The sequence below is a fragment of the Nostoc linckia z4 genome, from assembly GCF_002608075.1.
In the GTDB taxonomy this organism is placed as follows: Bacteria; Cyanobacteriota; Cyanobacteriia; order Cyanobacteriales; family Nostocaceae; genus Nostoc; species Nostoc linckia.
This window is the reverse complement of the sequence record NZ_LAHA01000034.1, coordinates 70,904-89,520: the sequence shown is the minus strand read 5'-3', so window position 1 is coordinate 89,520 and position 18,617 is coordinate 70,904. Positions and strand designations below refer to the sequence as shown.

At 40.7% G+C, this 18,617-nt stretch carries 8 protein-coding genes and 1 pseudogene; 1 reads left to right on the top strand and 8 read right to left on the bottom strand.

Features of this window, described 5'->3' with window-relative positions; genetic code table 11:
• Positions 1 to 33: 33 nt before the first annotated feature.
• From VF06_RS23855 to VF06_RS23820, 8 genes are all read right to left on the bottom strand, one after another.
• Positions 34 to 3,183 (bottom strand): TIR domain-containing protein, encoded by a 3,150-nt coding sequence (locus tag VF06_RS23855; RefSeq protein ID WP_099068151.1) that lies wholly within the window; start codon positions 3,181 to 3,183, stop codon positions 34 to 36.
• Positions 3,184 to 3,327: 144 nt separating this feature from the next.
• Entirely contained in the window at positions 3,328 to 5,943 is a 2,616-nt protein-coding gene (locus VF06_RS23850; protein WP_099068187.1) for a CHAT domain-containing protein, read from the bottom strand.
• Positions 5,944 to 5,954: 11 nt separating this feature from the next.
• Positions 5,955 to 7,709, bottom strand: coding sequence for a ShlB/FhaC/HecB family hemolysin secretion/activation protein (locus VF06_RS23845; protein ID WP_180267399.1), 1,755 nt, complete (start codon positions 7,707 to 7,709; stop codon positions 5,955 to 5,957).
• Complete coding sequence (locus VF06_RS23840) at positions 7,706 to 11,431, bottom strand: two-partner secretion domain-containing protein (protein ID WP_099068152.1); 3,726 nt, start codon at positions 11,429 to 11,431, stop codon at positions 7,706 to 7,708. The genes VF06_RS23845 and VF06_RS23840 overlap by 4 nt, the downstream gene beginning before the upstream one ends.
• A 241-nt stretch (positions 11,432 to 11,672) precedes the next feature.
• Positions 11,673 to 12,473 carry a DsbA family protein gene (locus VF06_RS23835; protein WP_099068153.1) on the bottom strand — a complete coding sequence of 267 codons (801 nt, stop codon included), beginning with the start codon at positions 12,471 to 12,473 and terminating at the stop codon, positions 11,673 to 11,675.
• A 154-nt stretch (positions 12,474 to 12,627) separates the two neighbouring features.
• Positions 12,628 to 13,197, bottom strand: coding sequence for a hypothetical protein (locus tag VF06_RS42150; protein WP_199341820.1), 570 nt, complete (start codon positions 13,195 to 13,197; stop codon positions 12,628 to 12,630).
• Between the two features lie 141 nt (positions 13,198 to 13,338).
• Positions 13,339 to 14,976 (bottom strand): tetratricopeptide repeat protein, encoded by a 1,638-nt coding sequence (locus tag VF06_RS23825; protein ID WP_099068154.1) that lies wholly within the window; start codon positions 14,974 to 14,976, stop codon positions 13,339 to 13,341.
• Positions 14,916 to 15,713 (bottom strand): RNA polymerase sigma factor, encoded by a 798-nt coding sequence (locus VF06_RS23820; protein WP_099068155.1) that lies wholly within the window; start codon positions 15,711 to 15,713, stop codon positions 14,916 to 14,918. Before VF06_RS23820 ends, VF06_RS23825 begins: the two co-directional genes overlap by 61 nt.
• A 1,326-nt stretch (positions 15,714 to 17,039) precedes the next feature.
• Between VF06_RS23820 and VF06_RS41185 the strand changes: the two are divergent.
• Positions 17,040 to 18,611: pseudogene (locus VF06_RS41185) on the top strand (ISAs1 family transposase).
• Positions 18,612 to 18,617 lie beyond the last annotated feature (6 nt).

Sequence of the window (18,617 nt, the reverse complement as noted above, 5' to 3'; positions counted from 1 at the left end):
TGCAATTTCCTCTTAGTCTGCTGATTTTTTGACTTAACTTTTACGGAGTCGATTAGTTAAGTATAATACTGATGCTCCAGCAAACATTAATGCTAAAAATGCTGGAATAAAAGGTATCCAGCCGCTTTGAGCCACTAAAATTACGGAGCATATAGTGTATAAATTTCCTGTAGAAAATCCTACAGCTATACCTGTGTAAAGATTGCGGTTAAATCGCCAACATACAATAGCACCTACCAAAGCCCAGCCAAACATCCAGATTGTTTCATAACCAAGAGGCCACCACCAAATGAGGGAGCGATTATCTAAGGTCGCACTCAAGATTTGGCTGATGGTTTGCCCATGCAACGTTACTCCAGCAACGTCACCATAGGGTGTACTCCAGTAATCAGCTTGTCTGTTTTGCCTGTCAGTAAAGCCAATCAGTACAATCCGATTTCTAATTTGTTCAGCAGAAACTTTATTGTCCAAAACTGCCAAAATATTGACTCTAGGCGCGAAATTATTGGGGTCGCGGCCAAAAGTACGATATTTGAGCATCGTTTGATAACCTTGAAGCTGATTATCCATGTCTTGATAGCCACCTCCCAATCCCAGTAGTTGGGGAATCACTGTTTTACCAAACTGCATCGGTTGGTCATAAGCTTTGGTTTCGGGATTTAGAGGAGAGGTGAAAGGCTGACCCTTGGCTTGTAGATAGCGACGAGCAATTACTAGACTCAAAGCTTCCGGTGTATTGCAATATTTAGGGTCTGGCTTTTGCATCAAGTATTGTCGGCGCACAAAACGACCACCTTTAGCATCGTCATCAACTAAGTCACTAAAGCCAACTTGCTCTAACAGGACTTCTGGTGCGTGTTTAAAGCCAAGAATTTTTTCACCCCGATTATTTTCATAACTGTTTTTACAGACCGAAATGAAGTTTTTCGTTTGCTGCAAACGTTGTTTTAGGCTATCCTCAGCCGGAAAATCACGGATAAAATCCAGCCCAATCATACTAGGTTGATGTTGGGAAAGATTTTTGAGTAAATCGTCTAGAGCGGCATCAGGAATAGAACCTTTACCACCTGGATATCTCCCGGATTCATTCAACTTCTCAAGACTTTCGGGATCTACATCGACCATTAAAAATCGTTCGTCCTTGGGTTCATCAGGACGTAAGGACATCATCTGGTCATAAGCTGCTAGTTCTAAAGGCTCGGTGAATCCGAGAAATCTAGCAATGAACATTACCGTTGTCACAACCAAGCTACTCAGCAGCACAGTGCGGAGCTTGATTTTCCGATAGGGGAGAGCGCGACTGGCGGCAAGATACTCTAGTTGTAGAGTGGTGGGGGCTGGTTGTTTGTCAACAGACTGCTTCAACCATTCCTCAGAAGCGACTAAATCTTTACCCCGCAGCAAAAAACTATCATCACGTTTGCGATCGCCCCACTCCTTCGCTTTTAAAAAAAGACGCGTGTGCGATCGCACGTAATCTGGATCTGCATCTAGTGTTCTAGTTAATTCCCCAAATTTGGTCAGAAAATCTGCGCCATGCTTGCAAAAATCAATCCATTGCACTTTTGCTAACCCTGAGTGAATATCTGCAATGCTCATTTCCCGATACAAAACAGTAACGATTCGCTTATGCAAATTCATCGCGTACTCTACCTCAGCCTTGCAGTAGGGTGAACTGATAGAGTCGGGTGAAATAATAAATAAGAAGTTGTTGGCGCTTTCTATTCCTCGGTAAATTTCTTGCTCAAAGTCACTACCAGAGGCGATACTTTCCTGATCGAACCAAGTAGTCTTGTTTTGAATTTGCAATGTATCGTTGAGCTTGCGTGCAAAGTCAGAATCAGCACGAGAGTAAGAAATAAATACGTCCAGCGCCGCCTCTGGTGGTTGCTTGAGGCTTTCAGTGATGAACTCTACTTGCAAAGGTATGGGCAGATGTTGCGTTTTTTGTTTAGCTACCTTTAACCAAGCTTCAGCATTACGGAGATTGTGACTCCGCAACAAAATACTAGAATTGCGTTTTTGTCGTTCCCACTTGAGAGCTTTGACTAATAAAATTTTATGCTGTTCGTAGTAAGCTGTATCTTGAAACAGTATATTAATTAGCTGGTCAATATTGGCAGAGTTTTTTCCCTGCGGTTGTTGCTCTGTAAAGTCGATAAAGTGCAAGGTACGTAATTCGACAGGAATTTGCTCTAGGTCTACTTGTTCGATCGACAAAGGAATGACCCGCTTTTTCAGAGAGAAAGCATGAGACAGTTCCATTTGACAGTATTCTGATTGCAAAGAGGCCGCAGACATCAGAAAAACCAGATTGTCTGCTTCCTCAATACCTCGATAAATTGACTCGACAAAATCCGATCCAGACTGAATATCTGTTTTATTTGTCCAAACCGTGAAGCTTTCTCGCATCAAGATTTTGGCAATTTTCTCCATAAATGGCCTCTCTTTTTCTGAGTAGGAGAGGAACACCTGAGTCATCAGGTTGTTAGCATTTTTGATACTCTGACAAATTAAAGCACAGTGTAAATCCGTAGGTTCACAGGGCGGTTGCTCGTGTTGAAACCGAATTTTCAGCCAGTCTTCAGCTTGTATCCGTTCTTCACCAACTAACAGGTATTGTGACTTTTGTTGTTTTTGTTCCCACTCTATGGCTTTGGCTAAAAAGTAGGTGTGTTGACGCACATACTCTTGATGACGGGAAAATAGCTCTAGCAGTCCCGCAAAGGATTTCTCAAAGTCATCTATACCTTCACGGAAGTATACCCAGTTAATCTTGCCAATAGCTGGATGCATATTGGGAAAACTGGAATGTGACCCCTTGGCTTTATATTCTTCCCAGTGACTTGCTTCACCTCTAGGATTGCGTTGCTGCCAAATTTCCTGAGTAATTTGCTCTACATGGAGTAAGGGAATAATGCGTTTATTCCGGCGGAGTGCTAAGTCTATTTCTTTACCGCAATAAATGGAGTTGATTGAGTGAGGCGCAATGATAAAGAGAAAATTGTCTGATTTATCAATTCCATCATCTATTTGATTTTGGAAATCAACACCCAAAGGAATATCATTTTGGTCAAACCAAATTTTCAAGTCTGCTTCTACAAGTCGCTGATGCAGCTTAGTTGCAAAATCTTTGCTATCTGCTCTTCCATAAGAAATAAATGCATCTTTAAAGCTATTCATATTGAGTATTAATGCTCATTTTTAGAAATTGTTTGACATTACTGTACTCATCTGCTCTTACCTTGTCGGATTTGGGTCATTTACAATTTAAAGACGATGTAAAACAGGAATTACTGAATTTTTAGATTTAGGAGCTTTTTGACATCAAAGCCAACTACCAACTAAGACATAGGGGGCCCAATAACGAGGGTGGTCATATTTAGGGTTTTTCAGTAGAGCTTGTTGTGCGAGACGAAGTGCTTCGGCTCTGCTGATGTTGGGTTGTCCTAGATGTGTATAAAATTCTTTAATGAATGGAACGCTGGCTTCATCGTCTAAATCCCACAAACTGGCGATCGCACTACTAGCCCCAGCTTGAACTGTAGTTCCAGCAATACCCATCACTGCTTGGTCATTACCTGTAGCTGTCTGGCAAGCACTAAGAACCAGTAACTCAATTCTGTGAGTACGGTTTTGTTTTTGGGTAAGAAACAATCGATCGAATTCATCTATCTTCAACTTTCCATCTGCTGTCACCACAAAAGTATTTTCTCGATTTGCACTAAATAGACCGTGGGTTGCTAAATGTACTACGTCAAAATTAGTAGAATTTAGTTTTTTGTTAAAGTTTTTTGTAGTAAATACTCGATCGGCGATCCAGTTAACGGCTAATCCCGTCTTTTTAATCTCCTTGATTTCTTGCTCAACATTTGTTAACCGAGAAAAACCAGAAAATTCTGTGTTATTTGGTGGTTGAGTTAAGCTGGCAGCCAGAATTTTGATTTTCGATCTATCTAAAGCAATGGGTTCGCGTACTTGTAACCCCAAAGCTAAGGATACAGCATATTTTTCTACTAGATACTGTTGTCCATCATAGAGACTAGCCATCGGGATTTTTCTTAAAGGGCCATCCAAAACAAAAATCAAATTTTTAATTTTGCTATCCTTTAAGTCTTTTTCTATTGGTTGAATCAGCCAGTTATAAACTTTTTGACCATCCTGTTGTACTTCTTCATAACTACCATCTTCTTGCAGATTTTCATATAGTCGGCTGACAACTTCCTCAATTTTCTGTTGAGGCGGGGTAGCATAATGGCTAAGTTTTTTATTCGGTCGCTTGAGAATAACTTCTAAACGATCGTTTAAAATAATTGCATAAATAACAGCAGATGTTTGGTCTTGGGAGTCAATCACCTTATCGAGTGCTAATTTCGTATCTTCACAAGCTTGCCGCAAATAGTTTTGTAATTTCGCCACTTGCAGCGCTTCAATTACATTACGAGCCTGTGTTAAATTCTCTTGACTTGGTGCTGATGATTGAAGTAATAAATCTACTAAACGGCGATATACAGGTTCTACCGTTTCCCGAAAAGAAAACTGCACATTTTTATTCGTAGCAATCAAATCGCTACGGATATTTTGTAGAGTATTAAATGCTTGTTGATAGGCAGCGATGGCTCCTGTAATATCTCCCTGGCGATCGCACTGGGGTTTACCTTGGCAAAGAATACGTCCCAGTTGCCACTGCCAACGATAGGCGATATCTGATGCTTGAATTGACTGTGACAAATTTAGCGCCTGTGTGGTCAAATCCTGGGCTATAGACCATTGTTGAGATAATTCATACAAGTGTCCAAGATTACCTAATACAAAAGACTCTGAGCGTACATCTTCCAATTGTTGCGCCTGCTGACGTGCCACAGCCAGGATTTTAGCAATTGTTTCTGGGTTGGGTTCAGGGAATTTCTGCCTCATTTCTAAAAGGCGTTGAGCCAAATTTACCTGAGCGTAAATCGCCGAACGGCCAAGCGGCAGGTTAGCAATTTGACTTTGAATTTCGGGATATAATGCTTGAGCGGCTGGCCATTGTTCCAACTCAATCAACAGGCGTAAACAGTTAAGTTGAGATGGGATTTTGCTAGTTGCAGTAGTTGATGAAATAGCTGCTTTTTCGTAATAAGCCAGAGCAGTCTTTTTTTGTTCTATGCTGCTACCGGGAATATAAGCGAGATTACCCAAACTCAGGTAAGCTGTAGCAATGGTTTCTGCCGATCGCAGTTTTTGAGCAATCTCCAGACTTTGTTGTAAATGTTTTTTTGCCCGATCGATATCCCCAGCCAACGCCAGCGCCTCACCCAAGTTGCGAAAACTAGCCGCCTTAGCCAGAGAGTCTGGTTGTTTTTGCAGATCCGTTGTCAAACTCTGGAGTAGAGAAATCTCTCGGCGATAGAGTCCTAAAGCCTGCAATGCTTGTGCTTGGTTAATTTGGGCGAGGATAGCTCTATTGCTATCTTTTAATTGTTGGTAGAGCGATGCGGCTGTTTCCCAGGATGACAAAGCTGCTTGAGCTTTACCCTGTGCTAGTTCCAGATTACCTTTGATATCCCAAACTTGCGCCCAAACTGGTGGTGAATTGGCAGTATTTTGTAAGATAGCGATCGCTTCTTCAATTGCCCCACTTGCTTCATCAATGCGGCCTAATTGGTGCAAGTTGAGAGCCAAATTACTCAGAATCACCGCCTTTTCTACTTGGTTCCCACTTGTTTGATAGGCTTGCTGTAATAGCTTTACTGCTTCTGCAAATCGTCCTGACATATAAAGATTTTTAGCTGCTTCCTCTTGATAAAAAGAAGCAACCACAGATGCAGTCAACCCTTGACTTACCACATCACGAGCCACCACAGGCGAACCGAATATACATAGTAAAGTTGTCAGACAAGCCAAAAGTCCATACCAGAATCTTTGGCGTTGTTTCTGAGAAAAATTTTTCACTCTTAGCATCAATCCCCGATTTAAAAAGGTGTATATATAACAGAGAAATACAAACCGTTTTCTTGCCATGTTTTATCATTCTGAGAATTAACTGATGTTAGTGGGATACCCCAATCAAAACGTGCAGTAAAATTATTACCCTGTCGCCACAGCAAGCCTATTCCGGTACCGATTAAAGTGTTATTACGGGGATTTGAGCCGCCATGATTCCAGCCAGTACCTATATCTGCAAAAGGCGTGAGTTGCAAGACTCCTTGAGGAACTCGCAGAATCGGTAAGCGAATTTCTGCGGTTGCTTGCACACCATTATCTGTCAAGAGTTGATCCTGACGGTATCCGCGCACAGTTGTTTGTCCACCGATGCCAAATTGTTCCAGTCCTAAGAGTTTTCTATCTGCTAATTGCATATCAGCTTGCAGCAGCACTAAGGTATCGGGCGCTAGCTGGCGCAACCATTGTGCTTGTCCTCGCCAGCTAAAAAAACGGCTATCGGGTTCATCTTGATTGATTGTGGCTCCTAAAATACCCAAGCCGAGACTAAATTGCGATCGCGCTGCTATTACTTGTTGGCCACTGCGTTGAGTCCATTCTTGAAAAAATCGGATAGCAGAAACCCTCGTCCTTCCTTGGTTATCAGCACCAACCGCTAGCGGAAACGCGCCGATGTCGTTATAACCTAAAAATGTTTGACTTGCTTGGTGGCTGGCGGTAATTCCTAAAGTGAACTCTTGACTGGGAGTTTGTAAAAGGGGTTGACGAAAGGTTAACTCGTAGTAACTAGACTGAGAATTAATATCCAAGGAGTTAAAAGGACGCTCTATAACATCACTATTAGTATTGCCATAGGTAAAAATCAGCTTACCGTTGCGTGGGTTGACTGGTAGGCTATAGCTAACATCAAAGCCATTACTACCATCAGTATTGGTATAACCAACACTTAAACCGTCTCCTAACCCTAATAAATTGGCTTGGGTAAGATTGATGCGCCGCCGAAAACTTCCCACACTCGGACTGCGTTGGTTATCTAGTACTAATTGAGTGCTAAAAGAATCGGCTTCAGTAACTTTAACTTCTAAAATATTCGTACCCGGACGTATGCCAGCTTGTAAGTCAGTAGATATACTTTTAATTAAAGGATCGAGTTGTAATAGTTGCAATCCTGCAAGTAGGCGATCGCGGGATAATGGTTTACCAGCAGCGATCGCTAGGCGATCGCGTATATAGCTGGGGTTGAGGCGGCGCGTACCTGTAACATTTATCTTTTCTAAACTTCCTTCTACCGCCTGCATTACCACTACCCCTGCTTTCACAGTTTGGGGAGGAATAATTACTCCAGAGGTAATATAGCCTCTATCTATATATAATTTCGTCAGTTCTAAACGTAGCTTGAGTAAATCATTAAAGGTAATTGGGCGTTTGAGGTAAGGAGCCGTCAACTTCGCCAGTTCTTGGGTGCTAAAAACTGTATTCCCCACAAACTCAAACCGTTCTACAACCAACGTTTGTGCTAATGTCTGCGGATTAACATCTGGTTGAGTTGGTGACTGGGGTGCAGTGGGTAATAGTTGTTCTGGAGGCGGTAGTTCTGGTAGAGGTTGTGGTTGGGGTAGTGGTTGTATTGAAGGCGGTTTTACCTCAATGGGAGCCTGTTGAGCCGCTAAGGATTGTGGATAAAAGCCAAGGATTAGCCCTGTTAGCAGGAATAATATATAGACCTTATTTGAATAGTATAGATATAGATTGGGCGATCGCCTACCCAGCCAGTTGTCGATCATCGGACATTCCCTTGAGTAACATTACAGGCTTGAGTAGATAACCCCGACTGCAACAAAGTAGTCGTTGTTGATTGAGCAGTCAAAACAATATCTCCATTCGCACTGCGTACCATACCTACTGCTTCTACTAAAGGGGCGGAAGTATTTGATGATAATTGCCTTAAATTCATTTCTTTTACAGTCATATTTTCAGGATTATTACTATAATTAGCAGTATTATTTACTACCCATTTAGGTAAAATAGCCCCTGGCTTGAGAGTATCATCAGGACTCGGCGGTAGTCCACCACGTCCAGTGATCACAAATTCACTCTGCCCCTTAGCAACGCTACTGTTGTTAGAGCTACAGCCTTGGGCAATTAATCTAGAGGGGTCTACTAAGGTTGTCGGCAATGCGACAAGTCCCTGACTAGGGTCAATACTAAGGGCTTCAATAGCTACCTCCCCGTCTGCACCTACTACATCAGAACTAGCGCTGATATCACTGATGCCATTGGTTTCAATTTTATTCAGTTCTGCTGAACTCAACTTTCCCCGATTTTGAAATCCTAGAACGCGGTTGGCGGTAATCTTAATCTTGCCTCCTTGTCCACCAAAGGCATTGGCAATGATATCGCTGTCTTCTGTTGGAACTGTGACAACAAATCCATCCTTGGCAGTAATTGTGATGTTACCGCCTTTACCACCAGATCCTTGTGTGTTGGCTGTAGTGGAAATTTGGCTTTTGCGACGAAGCTGCAAATTTTGTGTTGTGATATTGATATCGCCAGCATCTCCGTTGCCTTCACTCTTAGCCTCTATTTTTCCTCCATCAGCAGCAGTCAGGGAATGAGCAGTAATATTAATATTTCCACCTCTGCCTGTTGCTGTGTCTCTAACACTACTGGAAATTACACTATTTTTTAGTGAAATGGAATCGAAAACATTAATAGTCACATCGCCTGCATTCCCTTGACCAGATGTGGAGGTGTCTAATTTAGACCCATTGTTGATAATTAGTGAGCCTGCTGAGATTTTAATTTGTCCTGGACTACCCTGTGCCTCTGAAGAAAAGATATCACTAAATATCTTTGAGTTGTCTAAACTTACTAAGCCTTGTGATTCAATATTTACAGTTCCACCATTTGCATTACTTTTGTCAGTATTGCGGCTTTGATTTTTTATGGTCTGGCCTATGCCACTGAATATAAAACTGTTTTTAATCGAAACTTCTGCAATAGCGTATATTTTTATATTGCCCGCATTACCACCATTAGATGAGAAATTATCTGTACTCAGAAAAGAATTATCAATAGTAACGCTTTTAGTCGGAGATATTTTATCATCACTGCCAATAAATATCTGTCCACCATTTCCCAGGCTCAATATATAGCTGTTGTCAAGAATAGATATTTGATTACTAGCATTGATTGTGATATATCCTGCCTTATCTGAACCATTATTATTAGTATTTATTTCAGAATCATTCACAGACAAACTGCCTGTATCAATGTCAATATAACCAGAATTTCCCTCACTATTTATCTTGCTACCGTTGAGAATCGATATTTGATCGTTGGCCTTAATTATGATAGATCCTGCATCCTGGTTTACATTACTGGATGGTGGGGTATTTTTTGTTTTTCCACTAGCATTCATACTGTCAACTACTGCATTCTCTGAACCATTATTAGTATTTATTGCAGAATTATTCAGAGACAAACTGCCTGTATTAATCATAATAAAGCCATAATTTCCCTGACTCATTATCTTGCTGCCGTTGAGAATCGATATTTTGTCACTGGCATTAATTATGATAAATCCTGCATACTCTGAACCATTATTATTAGTATTTATTTCAGAATTATTCACAGACAAACTGCCTGTATCAATGTCAATATAACCAAAATTTCCCTGACTCATTATCTTACTGCCATTAAGAATCGATATTTTGTCACTGGCATTAATTATGATAAATCCTGCATACTCTGAACCATTATTATTAGTATTTATTTCAGAATTATTCACAGACAAACTGCCTGTATCAATGTCAATATAACCAAAATTTCCCTGACTCATTATCTTACTGCCATTAAGAATCGATATTTTGTCATTAGCATGAATATAGATATTTCCTGCATAGCCTGAACCAGTATTGGTTACATCTAAATTAGAACCATTTAAATAAACGGAACCTTCCTTAGAATTAATAGTGATCTCATTATAATTATCTGTATCTCTATTACTAGAGGCTTCTATATTCTTTAAAATATGGATATCACCTCTAGATAGAATCGTGACATTTCCAGCAATCCTACTAGGAGTTTGAGATATAATATCTGCATTTGTATTAATTTTACCATTAGTTGTAATATCACCCCGCGAATCAACAGTGACATCACCATCAGTAGAGATTATTCCTGTTGTAATATCACCCGCCAATTTTGTATTGGGTTTATACTGATTAGTTATAAATATCTGCTCACTATTAGATTTAGAGCCTGAAATATTAGAAATAGTACCTTGAATGGTAATATTTGCATTTGTTGATTCATTGGTTGTATTAGGATTTTGCCCATTGAATCCAATTGACAAATTGGGTGTAAATCCTGGAGTTCCAATATAATTGGAATTTACCCCTGCTCTGATATCGAGTGTTGGTGTAGCGTTACCATCAATGTCTATCTCTGTTTTTCCATCCGACAGCGTGACAGTTTCTTGAATAGAATTGCTTGTGGTGTCTACGCCAGAGATTGTAACGTCACCGTAAATATTGACACTCCCACCCGCTAGAATGTGCAAAGATGCTCCTGTGTAACTATCGAAACTCACATCCCCACTAGCGCGAATTACTAGAGGGTAAAAAGACAAAACGCCATTATTAAAATCATAACTAGACAGTTCACCTAAATGGCCATTCAGTTTTTCTATTCTAAAATTACCTCCAGCCCAAAAATATGCATCACGGACAATGGTATTTTCAGACTGCAATAACATATTCCCACCCGCAGCTGCAATGAAAGGATTAGTTGCGCTATCTCTAACTTTTAAAGTGTCCTGCGCTTGTAATGTTAAATTACCACCAGCCTGGAGTTGTCCTTGTAAATCCAGATTCTCTGCATTCAGCGTTAAATCCTTTCCTATTACCAAATTCCCTTGATTAGTAATACTTGCCGTTTGCTGTGAACCAAACTGCACACCCACAGGTACAGTCATTGTTAACAGTGGCGGCGCTTGGGGATTAGTAGCACTAAATTCACTACCATCAGGAAACTGAAAACTGTTAGCTGTGGTAGCCAGGAATGAACCTTGAATATCTAGCTGGGCATTTGGGCCAAAAATAATTCCATTGGGATTGAGCAAAAATAAATTAGCTGCACCATTTACGCCCAAAGTACCCAAAATATTAGAAGGGTTATTGCCAGTAACTCGGCTCAAAATATTAGCAATGCCTGTAGGGTTGGCAAAATATATCCTCTGCCCATTGTTGACATTAAATTCTGCAAAACTATGAAAAAGGTTGGTTCCGCTTTGAACACCACCTTCAATTAAGTCAGCCCCATTTCCTTTAATGTTGACACCACTCATCACGCGGGAGTTTTGATTTCCCAACGTGGTATCAGGTATAATTTGTGCGAGGCAAGCATTGCTGGTCAATATCGATATTATAGCGATCGGGATTATAGTTTCCAATGCTTGGAACAATCCAGGCTTGCCGTAAGCAAATTTCCTGCTGTTATTCACGTCTGCTTTTTCCTCTATTTTTGTTTAAGTCCCATTAGACATTTCGTTGATAAGATTTGGTATGAGCCAGCGATCGCTCATCAGGTGTATAATTTTTGATAGTATAAAGCTTTGATTGAAGAGCGAAACATTCAGTCATTATGATGGGTAATCATGCAGTTTCTTCATCAGCAGAGCGTAGTAGCTCTGATGATTTTAGTGCGACTTTTTGGCAATTGTGGCTACCGTGTCAAGATCATATTTACCGTTGCTGTCTTAAGTGGATGGGTGGGAACCCGACCGTAGATACCTTTTTATTTTCAGTATTAGCAAGTTGACTCTCAATGTCTGATAATTGCACCACACCAGAGAAATTTTTACTACTCATCAAAAAGGTGGGTGTGCCAGCAATGCCCAATTTTTGAGCTAGTTGGATATCTTGCTCAATAGCAGTATTTGCAAGCAGACGATCGCGCTCAAACTTTTGCAAATCGAATTTAAGTTTTTTGGCAATATCTAAATACAAATCTTTGCCAAGTCCCTTTTGATTAGTAAACAAAGCATCGTGATATTCCCAAAACTTGCCCTGCTGATTTCCCGCCCAAGCAGCTTGTGCAGCTGGTAGTGCCTCAGCATGAATTTCAGTCAAGGGGAAATGTTTATAAGCCAATATAAAATCATTTTTATGCTTTGCTAGCAATAACTTAAGTTTTTTATGTGCCTCAGCACAGTAGGGACATTGAAAGTCAGAGAATTCTACTAATACAATTTTTGATTGAGCCGAGCCGATAGTAGGAGAATCGCCAATAACTAGTTGCGGATTAATTTTTAAATCCTGTAAAAATACCTGTTGTGCTTGCTTGAATTGCTTTTGCTGTTGCTCCTGGTATGCCTGCACGGATTCAATAATTACCTCTGGGTGTTCGCGGAGAACTTGTAATACTTGCTGTTCTAAATGGGGATTAATTTCGCTGACTGCTTGTGCAGGAAGTGACCAGCCTAATACTAGACAAAGTAAGCCCAAAGTTATCCAGGTACGGAGATAATGAAATAATTGAGGCATATCAAAATACTTAATAATTGCTTTGTTTGTTTTCAGAAGTACCCCGCTTCGCGGGGTAACTTCCGTTTAATGGTAGTGAAATTGATTAGAAATCGCTCTTTGACATGTAAAGTGTCAATTTTGAGAAGCAAGGATTTTAGCCGAGGGGAAGTAGCTACAAAGGAACGAATAGTTTGATTAATGACAAGAGTGACCCAGTGGCCGATCTAGCTTCTTCTTTTACAACCGTTAATGGATCGGCACCGTCGAGTTTTTTCTTACCTTTTACATCGCACTGCGAATTTTTAAAACTAGCTACCTCAGGGTTCAGGCATACATATTGTGATAATCCAGCGATTGTGCGGCTATTGCTGCACAATTCACCTTCAAATGAACGAACCGAGAAAGTTCCGCTAGTTACGTCTGCCTTTCGACAAAAATACTGTTTGCCGCCAGTTTTGGCTGAGTCATAAATTTTTGTGATTTGGTCTACAATACCTGCTTGAGCTGGAGCTGGTGAAAACTGAACAACGATGCCTATAACCACAGCAAAAACAATAACCAAGCGCTTTAGAAATGAAGTCGCTGATTTCATTGTGTTACTTTCTCCTGTTTTGTAATTGATTTGATTAAGGGATATGGTTTTTTCTTCCCTGCTTTTAGGACGTTTCACTGAAGATATCCCACCGACTATGCTCTGACTTTCTTGGATAGCCCAAAGTCTTGCTGATGGCGAGTTGCTCATATTGAATCATCCTCTGTTGTAAGTAAGATTGATTAGAACCAGTGTTTGCGTTCTATACCTTTAAGACGATTCCAGAGAGCAATTTCTGAATTTTTCGAGTAAGAGTCTTTTGTTTCTAACTCGCTCCCCATAAAAGCAGCATCAAGAACCAGAACTTTTTTGCGCCTTAGGTGATAACCGTTTTAAAGCCTCTTGAACTTCACCACGAGCAGGATAGAGCAACTGCTGACTCAAAGCACTTCGATAAGCCTCGATCGCACCGCTCACATCCTCTAATCCCTCCAAGGCTCTCCCTTGCCAGTAACAAGCCATAGCCGGATCTAACTCCATCAATTCCTTTGTTAACTGACAAGCCTCTTGCCACCACTGCCGACTCGCCGCATCATTCCCCAGTACCCGATAACTCTCCCCCAGCCACACCGCAGCAGATACAGATGGCAGATAACTCCCCGCTTCCGGCAACAATTGGCATCCTTGTGACAAGGCCTCCACGGCTTCCTGGTGTTTCCCCGCCAGTGCCAATACCCGCCCATGACGAAACCAGCTATCCGCCAAATTGGGCTGAAGTTGTGTCCCCCTCCCAGAGACACTACACCCCCGCTCAATTTCCTGAAAACCTTCCACCAGCACTCGCCCCGCCGTTGCCCAAACACTCCAGTGTTCAGCAAAACGCTCAAGCATTTCCTCCACTACCGAAGCAAGAGTGGTATTTTCCCTCTCTCGTCCCAGAAGAGGTTCTGGGGGAAAGGTCATCTCTACAGTCAGCAAAATCTCGCACAACGCCCGATAGATTTCACGATCCTTGGGGTACAGATAATAAACTTTCAGCATCGCCTGAACCGCTTGCTGGTATTCACCCGTGTGGAACAAGCATCGCCCATAGTAATACCAGCCGCTAGGATTATTTGGGTGTTCCTGAGTAAACTTTGCCAACACCCTTACACCTTTAGCCCACTCCCCCCGGAAAAGGTGATAATATGCCAGCAGTTCATGAATAGCTGCCGCACCAGGAGCTAGTCGCAAAGCATAACTAATCATCTGTTTAGTCTGCTTGCCCTCGTCATCGAATACTAATCTCATCCGGCAACGATTATCTATCTGTCGTTTGAGTAGTCGGAAATCATCTGGAGCTAACTCTCCTACTTTACTTAAGCGCCGCCCAGCTTCCCGAACGTTACCCAGCGCCATTAGCGCATCATAGCTGTTAATTAGCGCTATAATATCGTCGGAGTCGAGTGACAAAACCGCATCAAAGGCTCGCAAAGCCGCGATCGCATCTTCTCTCCCCATGTGTACCTGCCCTAATGCCAGCCAGTGAGCTACGTTATCTGGTTCAAGGGTTGCCGCAGACTCAAAAGCCGCGATCGCCCCCTGACTATCACCAATACATATTGCGATCGCTCCACGAATATGTTGTCGAGTTGGCTCATTTTGTGCGATCGGCAAGGCACTCTCATAAACCGCTATTGCCTCAGAATCTTGTCCAATTAGCTGCAAGATTTTCCCCAATTTCAACCGCACCTCAATCAATAGAGGTTGGCGCTCAATGACTTGGCGATACTCCTCAACCGCTCGTTCCCATTGACCTATTGCGTAGAGCAGATTAGCCAATTCCAACCGTTTCTTCCATCCAGAAGGATATTGCTGCACGTACTGATTTAATGTTTTCAGCTTCTGTTCTTGTCGTGTTGGCTTTTGGTCTAAGACTAGGTAAAAATTTAACTCCACACCAAAGGACTGGGTGAGTGATACCAGGTATGAGACAGTGTTTTTAGACATGTTGCTGTTATCTCATAATTAATTCTCTCACCAATGCTCTCCATAGTCTTGACTATTTGAGAGTCGGATATTATTGTTTCATAAGATAAATATCTCTCCACCACAGGTTTTTCCCTTTTGCCCGAAGGTTTGGAGGAATCTAACAAAGAATCATCTAACCCTGACAAATACCTTCTCAAATGCTTTTGCAAAATATCTCGTGCTTGTTGGATTCGCTTATAAACGTTATTTAGGGAGATCCTGAGATGTTGAGCAATTTCTTGATACGACTTTTTATGAACAAAGTGCAGAACAAATGGCTCGCGCAGTCTGGGTTGTAAGTCATCAATGGCACGGCAGATGAACGCCCCTAACTCTTTACGCATCAGCCCTGCATCGGGAGTCTCGAACATTGAGACTGGTGAAAAGTTTTCTCCCACAGTCATCGCTTCCAAACTCTCAACTTTCTTTGCACCCGTATTACGTTCTCGATGTATATCTATGCAGAGGTTATGAGTCAGCCGAGTTAACCAAGCTCTAAAGTTGGTGATGACACCAGTACATTCTCGTACCTTCTGCCAGGCTTTGAGCATCGCTCGACTGAGCACGTCTTCGGCATCAGTATGATTACCGCCCATCCATCGCAAACAGCAACGGTAAAGATAGTCTTGATTCAGCTCCCATTGCTGCCAAAAGGCTGAACTTATATTTCCACTGCAACTATGCACTTCCAAGATTGCAACTGCTTGAGTACCCATGATAATTCTTTTGAGAAGATGTTAATCTATGTGTGTTGTTGTACGTAAGCCAAAAGGGTTGCAATAGACCAATGAAGTAGGCACAGCTTGATTCATAGCCCTTTCATTACATGAAAAGCTCTCGTAAGACAAGATGTCCGATCGGAGAATATAGTCAGCAAGCTTTGAGTTATTGAAAATAGAGTTGTCACCCGATCGGAATCTACAATCTGAAACCCTTAATTTTGGAGAGGTTTAAGCTTAAGAGAAGATTAGTAAGTGACAAATCTAATATTCACAACAACATTGGTCTCAAACCCTTGTACATATTTGGTTACGAATTTCCCGACTGTTTGGTAGAAGTATTGGTAAGATAACACCCATAAGAAGTATGAGTTGACAACACCGCGATCTCCTATGTCCCTATTTGCTGAAATCGAACTCAGACAAGAGGTTGGGACAATTGGTGCTAAACTGATACGCGTTTAAATTGTATATTTTGACGTTAAGACTGTACTTTGTCATTGGTCATTTGTTCTTGAAAATACAAATGACTAATAACGAATGACAACCTTTTCCTGACGGACATGCTGCGTAAACACGAGTAAATATACAGTCTGTGACGCGTAACAACTTATTTTTAAATTATTGTCAACATCACTATCTTTCACAAAATTAGTTTAAATGAAGCAACTTGCCAGTTCCTACAGTATATATACTGAAATGCTAGTAATTTAATCGGACATTATTTAGATTTAAGTATTGACATATTAGGCAAACAATGAAACAAGATAAATCAGTAAAAACAGGCGAGCGCTTTATTAACTGTATTGTTAGGCTGCAAAAGAGTTCTTGTTCTTGAGGCTTATTTCATGACGTGCATCGAGTTAGGAAAAAAACTTTTAACTCAAAAAATTCATAAATTGCTCTCTAGAATCGTCTTAAAGATGTAGAGACATAAGGTTGATAAACATATCTATTATAACCTATTTTTTTTTACAAACTTTATTTTGAGGTAAGGATTAAGGTGTCTTTAACTTTTATTAAATAACCTTAATGTGTCTTATCTACACAAGTTCTAAAAAAAGGTGTTTCTTGAACCTGCTTTCAAATGGGACGATAAGCTCGCAGAGCGCATTCTCTCGGAACGCGAGATTGCCTAGTTGGAAAAAGCGGCGATGGCAGTAGAATTGCAACACAACACTAATAACCTATCTTACGCACTTCAAAATGTAATATAAATAGTTACAATATTATCTCCAAAAAGCAGAGTAAAAATACTCACTATATCTGCACAGAAAAAATGAGACAATCAGAAAGCTAAAAAATATATGAAAATACAAAAAATTGTCATCAACATCAGAGATAAAAATTAAAAATATCAACCATTTAGTAATAGTAGCTGGGTTGATTAATGAAATAGGAATAGTTGAAATAATCAACAATAAATTAGGAATAGATAAGAGAGAAAAAATCTCATCAGGAACAGTAGTAAAAGCGATTCTACTCAATGGATTAGGATTCGTCTCCAAACTTTTATATTTGTTCAGCCAGTTTTTTGAAGACAAAGCAATAGAAAAATTATTGGGTTCCAGAGTAAAAAATGAATATATAAATGATGATAAATTAGGAAGAATGATAGATGAATTATATAAATATGGGCTAAATAATCTGTTCATATAAATAGGATTATGCATCATCAAAAATTTTCAGATAAAGACAGAATATTCTCATCTAGATGCCACATCATTTCACCTAAATGGAGAATACAAAAGTGAAAATAATCAAGTAAAATCAGCAGAAATAATCAAAGAAAGACCAATAATTATTACGAAGGGATATTCTCGTGACCATAGACCTGATTTGAAACAATGCGTTTTGGCAGTAATAGCAGGAGCACAAGGTTGGGAAGATATTGAGGAGTATGGAATCAGTAAACAGGAGTGGTTGGAGACATTTCTAGAACTGCCAGAGGGAATACCCAGTCCAGATACTTTTAGAAGAATGTTTGAGAAAATTAGCCCCAAAGAGTTTGAGAAATGTTTTCGTTGCTGGGTACAATCACTAGTTGAGAAGTTGGGAGTAGAAGTAGTAGCCATAGATGGCAAAACTCATAGAGGCTCATATGACCGAGAATCTCAGCTAAAAGCTTTACACACGGTCAGTGCATGGTCAAGTGAACACCGTCTGGTCTTCGGACAAACAAAGGTCACTGACAAATCTAATGAAATCACCGCAATTCCAGCACTGTTAGAAATGCTAGACATATCTGGCTGCATCATCACCATTGATGCAATGGGCACTCAGAAATCCATTGCCCAAAAAATCATCGCCGCAAATGCTGATTATATTTTGACCCTGAAAGATAATCACCCTACGCTGCACCAACAAGTGAAAAATTGGTTTGAAATAGCACAATCTCTTGAATTTGAAGGTATCGATATCAGCATTAGTCAGCGTATCGAGAAAGGGCATAATCGCATTGAAAAGCGTACAGTTTACACTGTATCTGTGTCCCAGATTCCTGGACTTTATCAACTAGATTTATGGGTAGGGCTAAAAACAATTGTGATGGTAGTACGTTCGATTCAGCATTGGAATAAAACAACACAAGAGGTGCAATTTTACATTACTAGTCTCGTCAGTAATGCAAACAAAATTGCTAGTGCAATTCGCCAGCATTGGGGAATAGAAAATTCTGTTCATTGGACATGAGATGTTACCTTTCATGAGGATGAGTCCCGAATTCGTTCTCTGCACAGCCCACAAAACTTTGCTTTACTACGTCGTATTGCCCTGAATGTATTAGAGCGAGAATCATCTTTTCGTCGCAGTATTCGCCAAAAATCACGACGAGCAGCTATGAACGATCGCTATATGCTTTCTGTGTTGGCTGCGGCTCTTTCAAACTCATGTTAATTATGG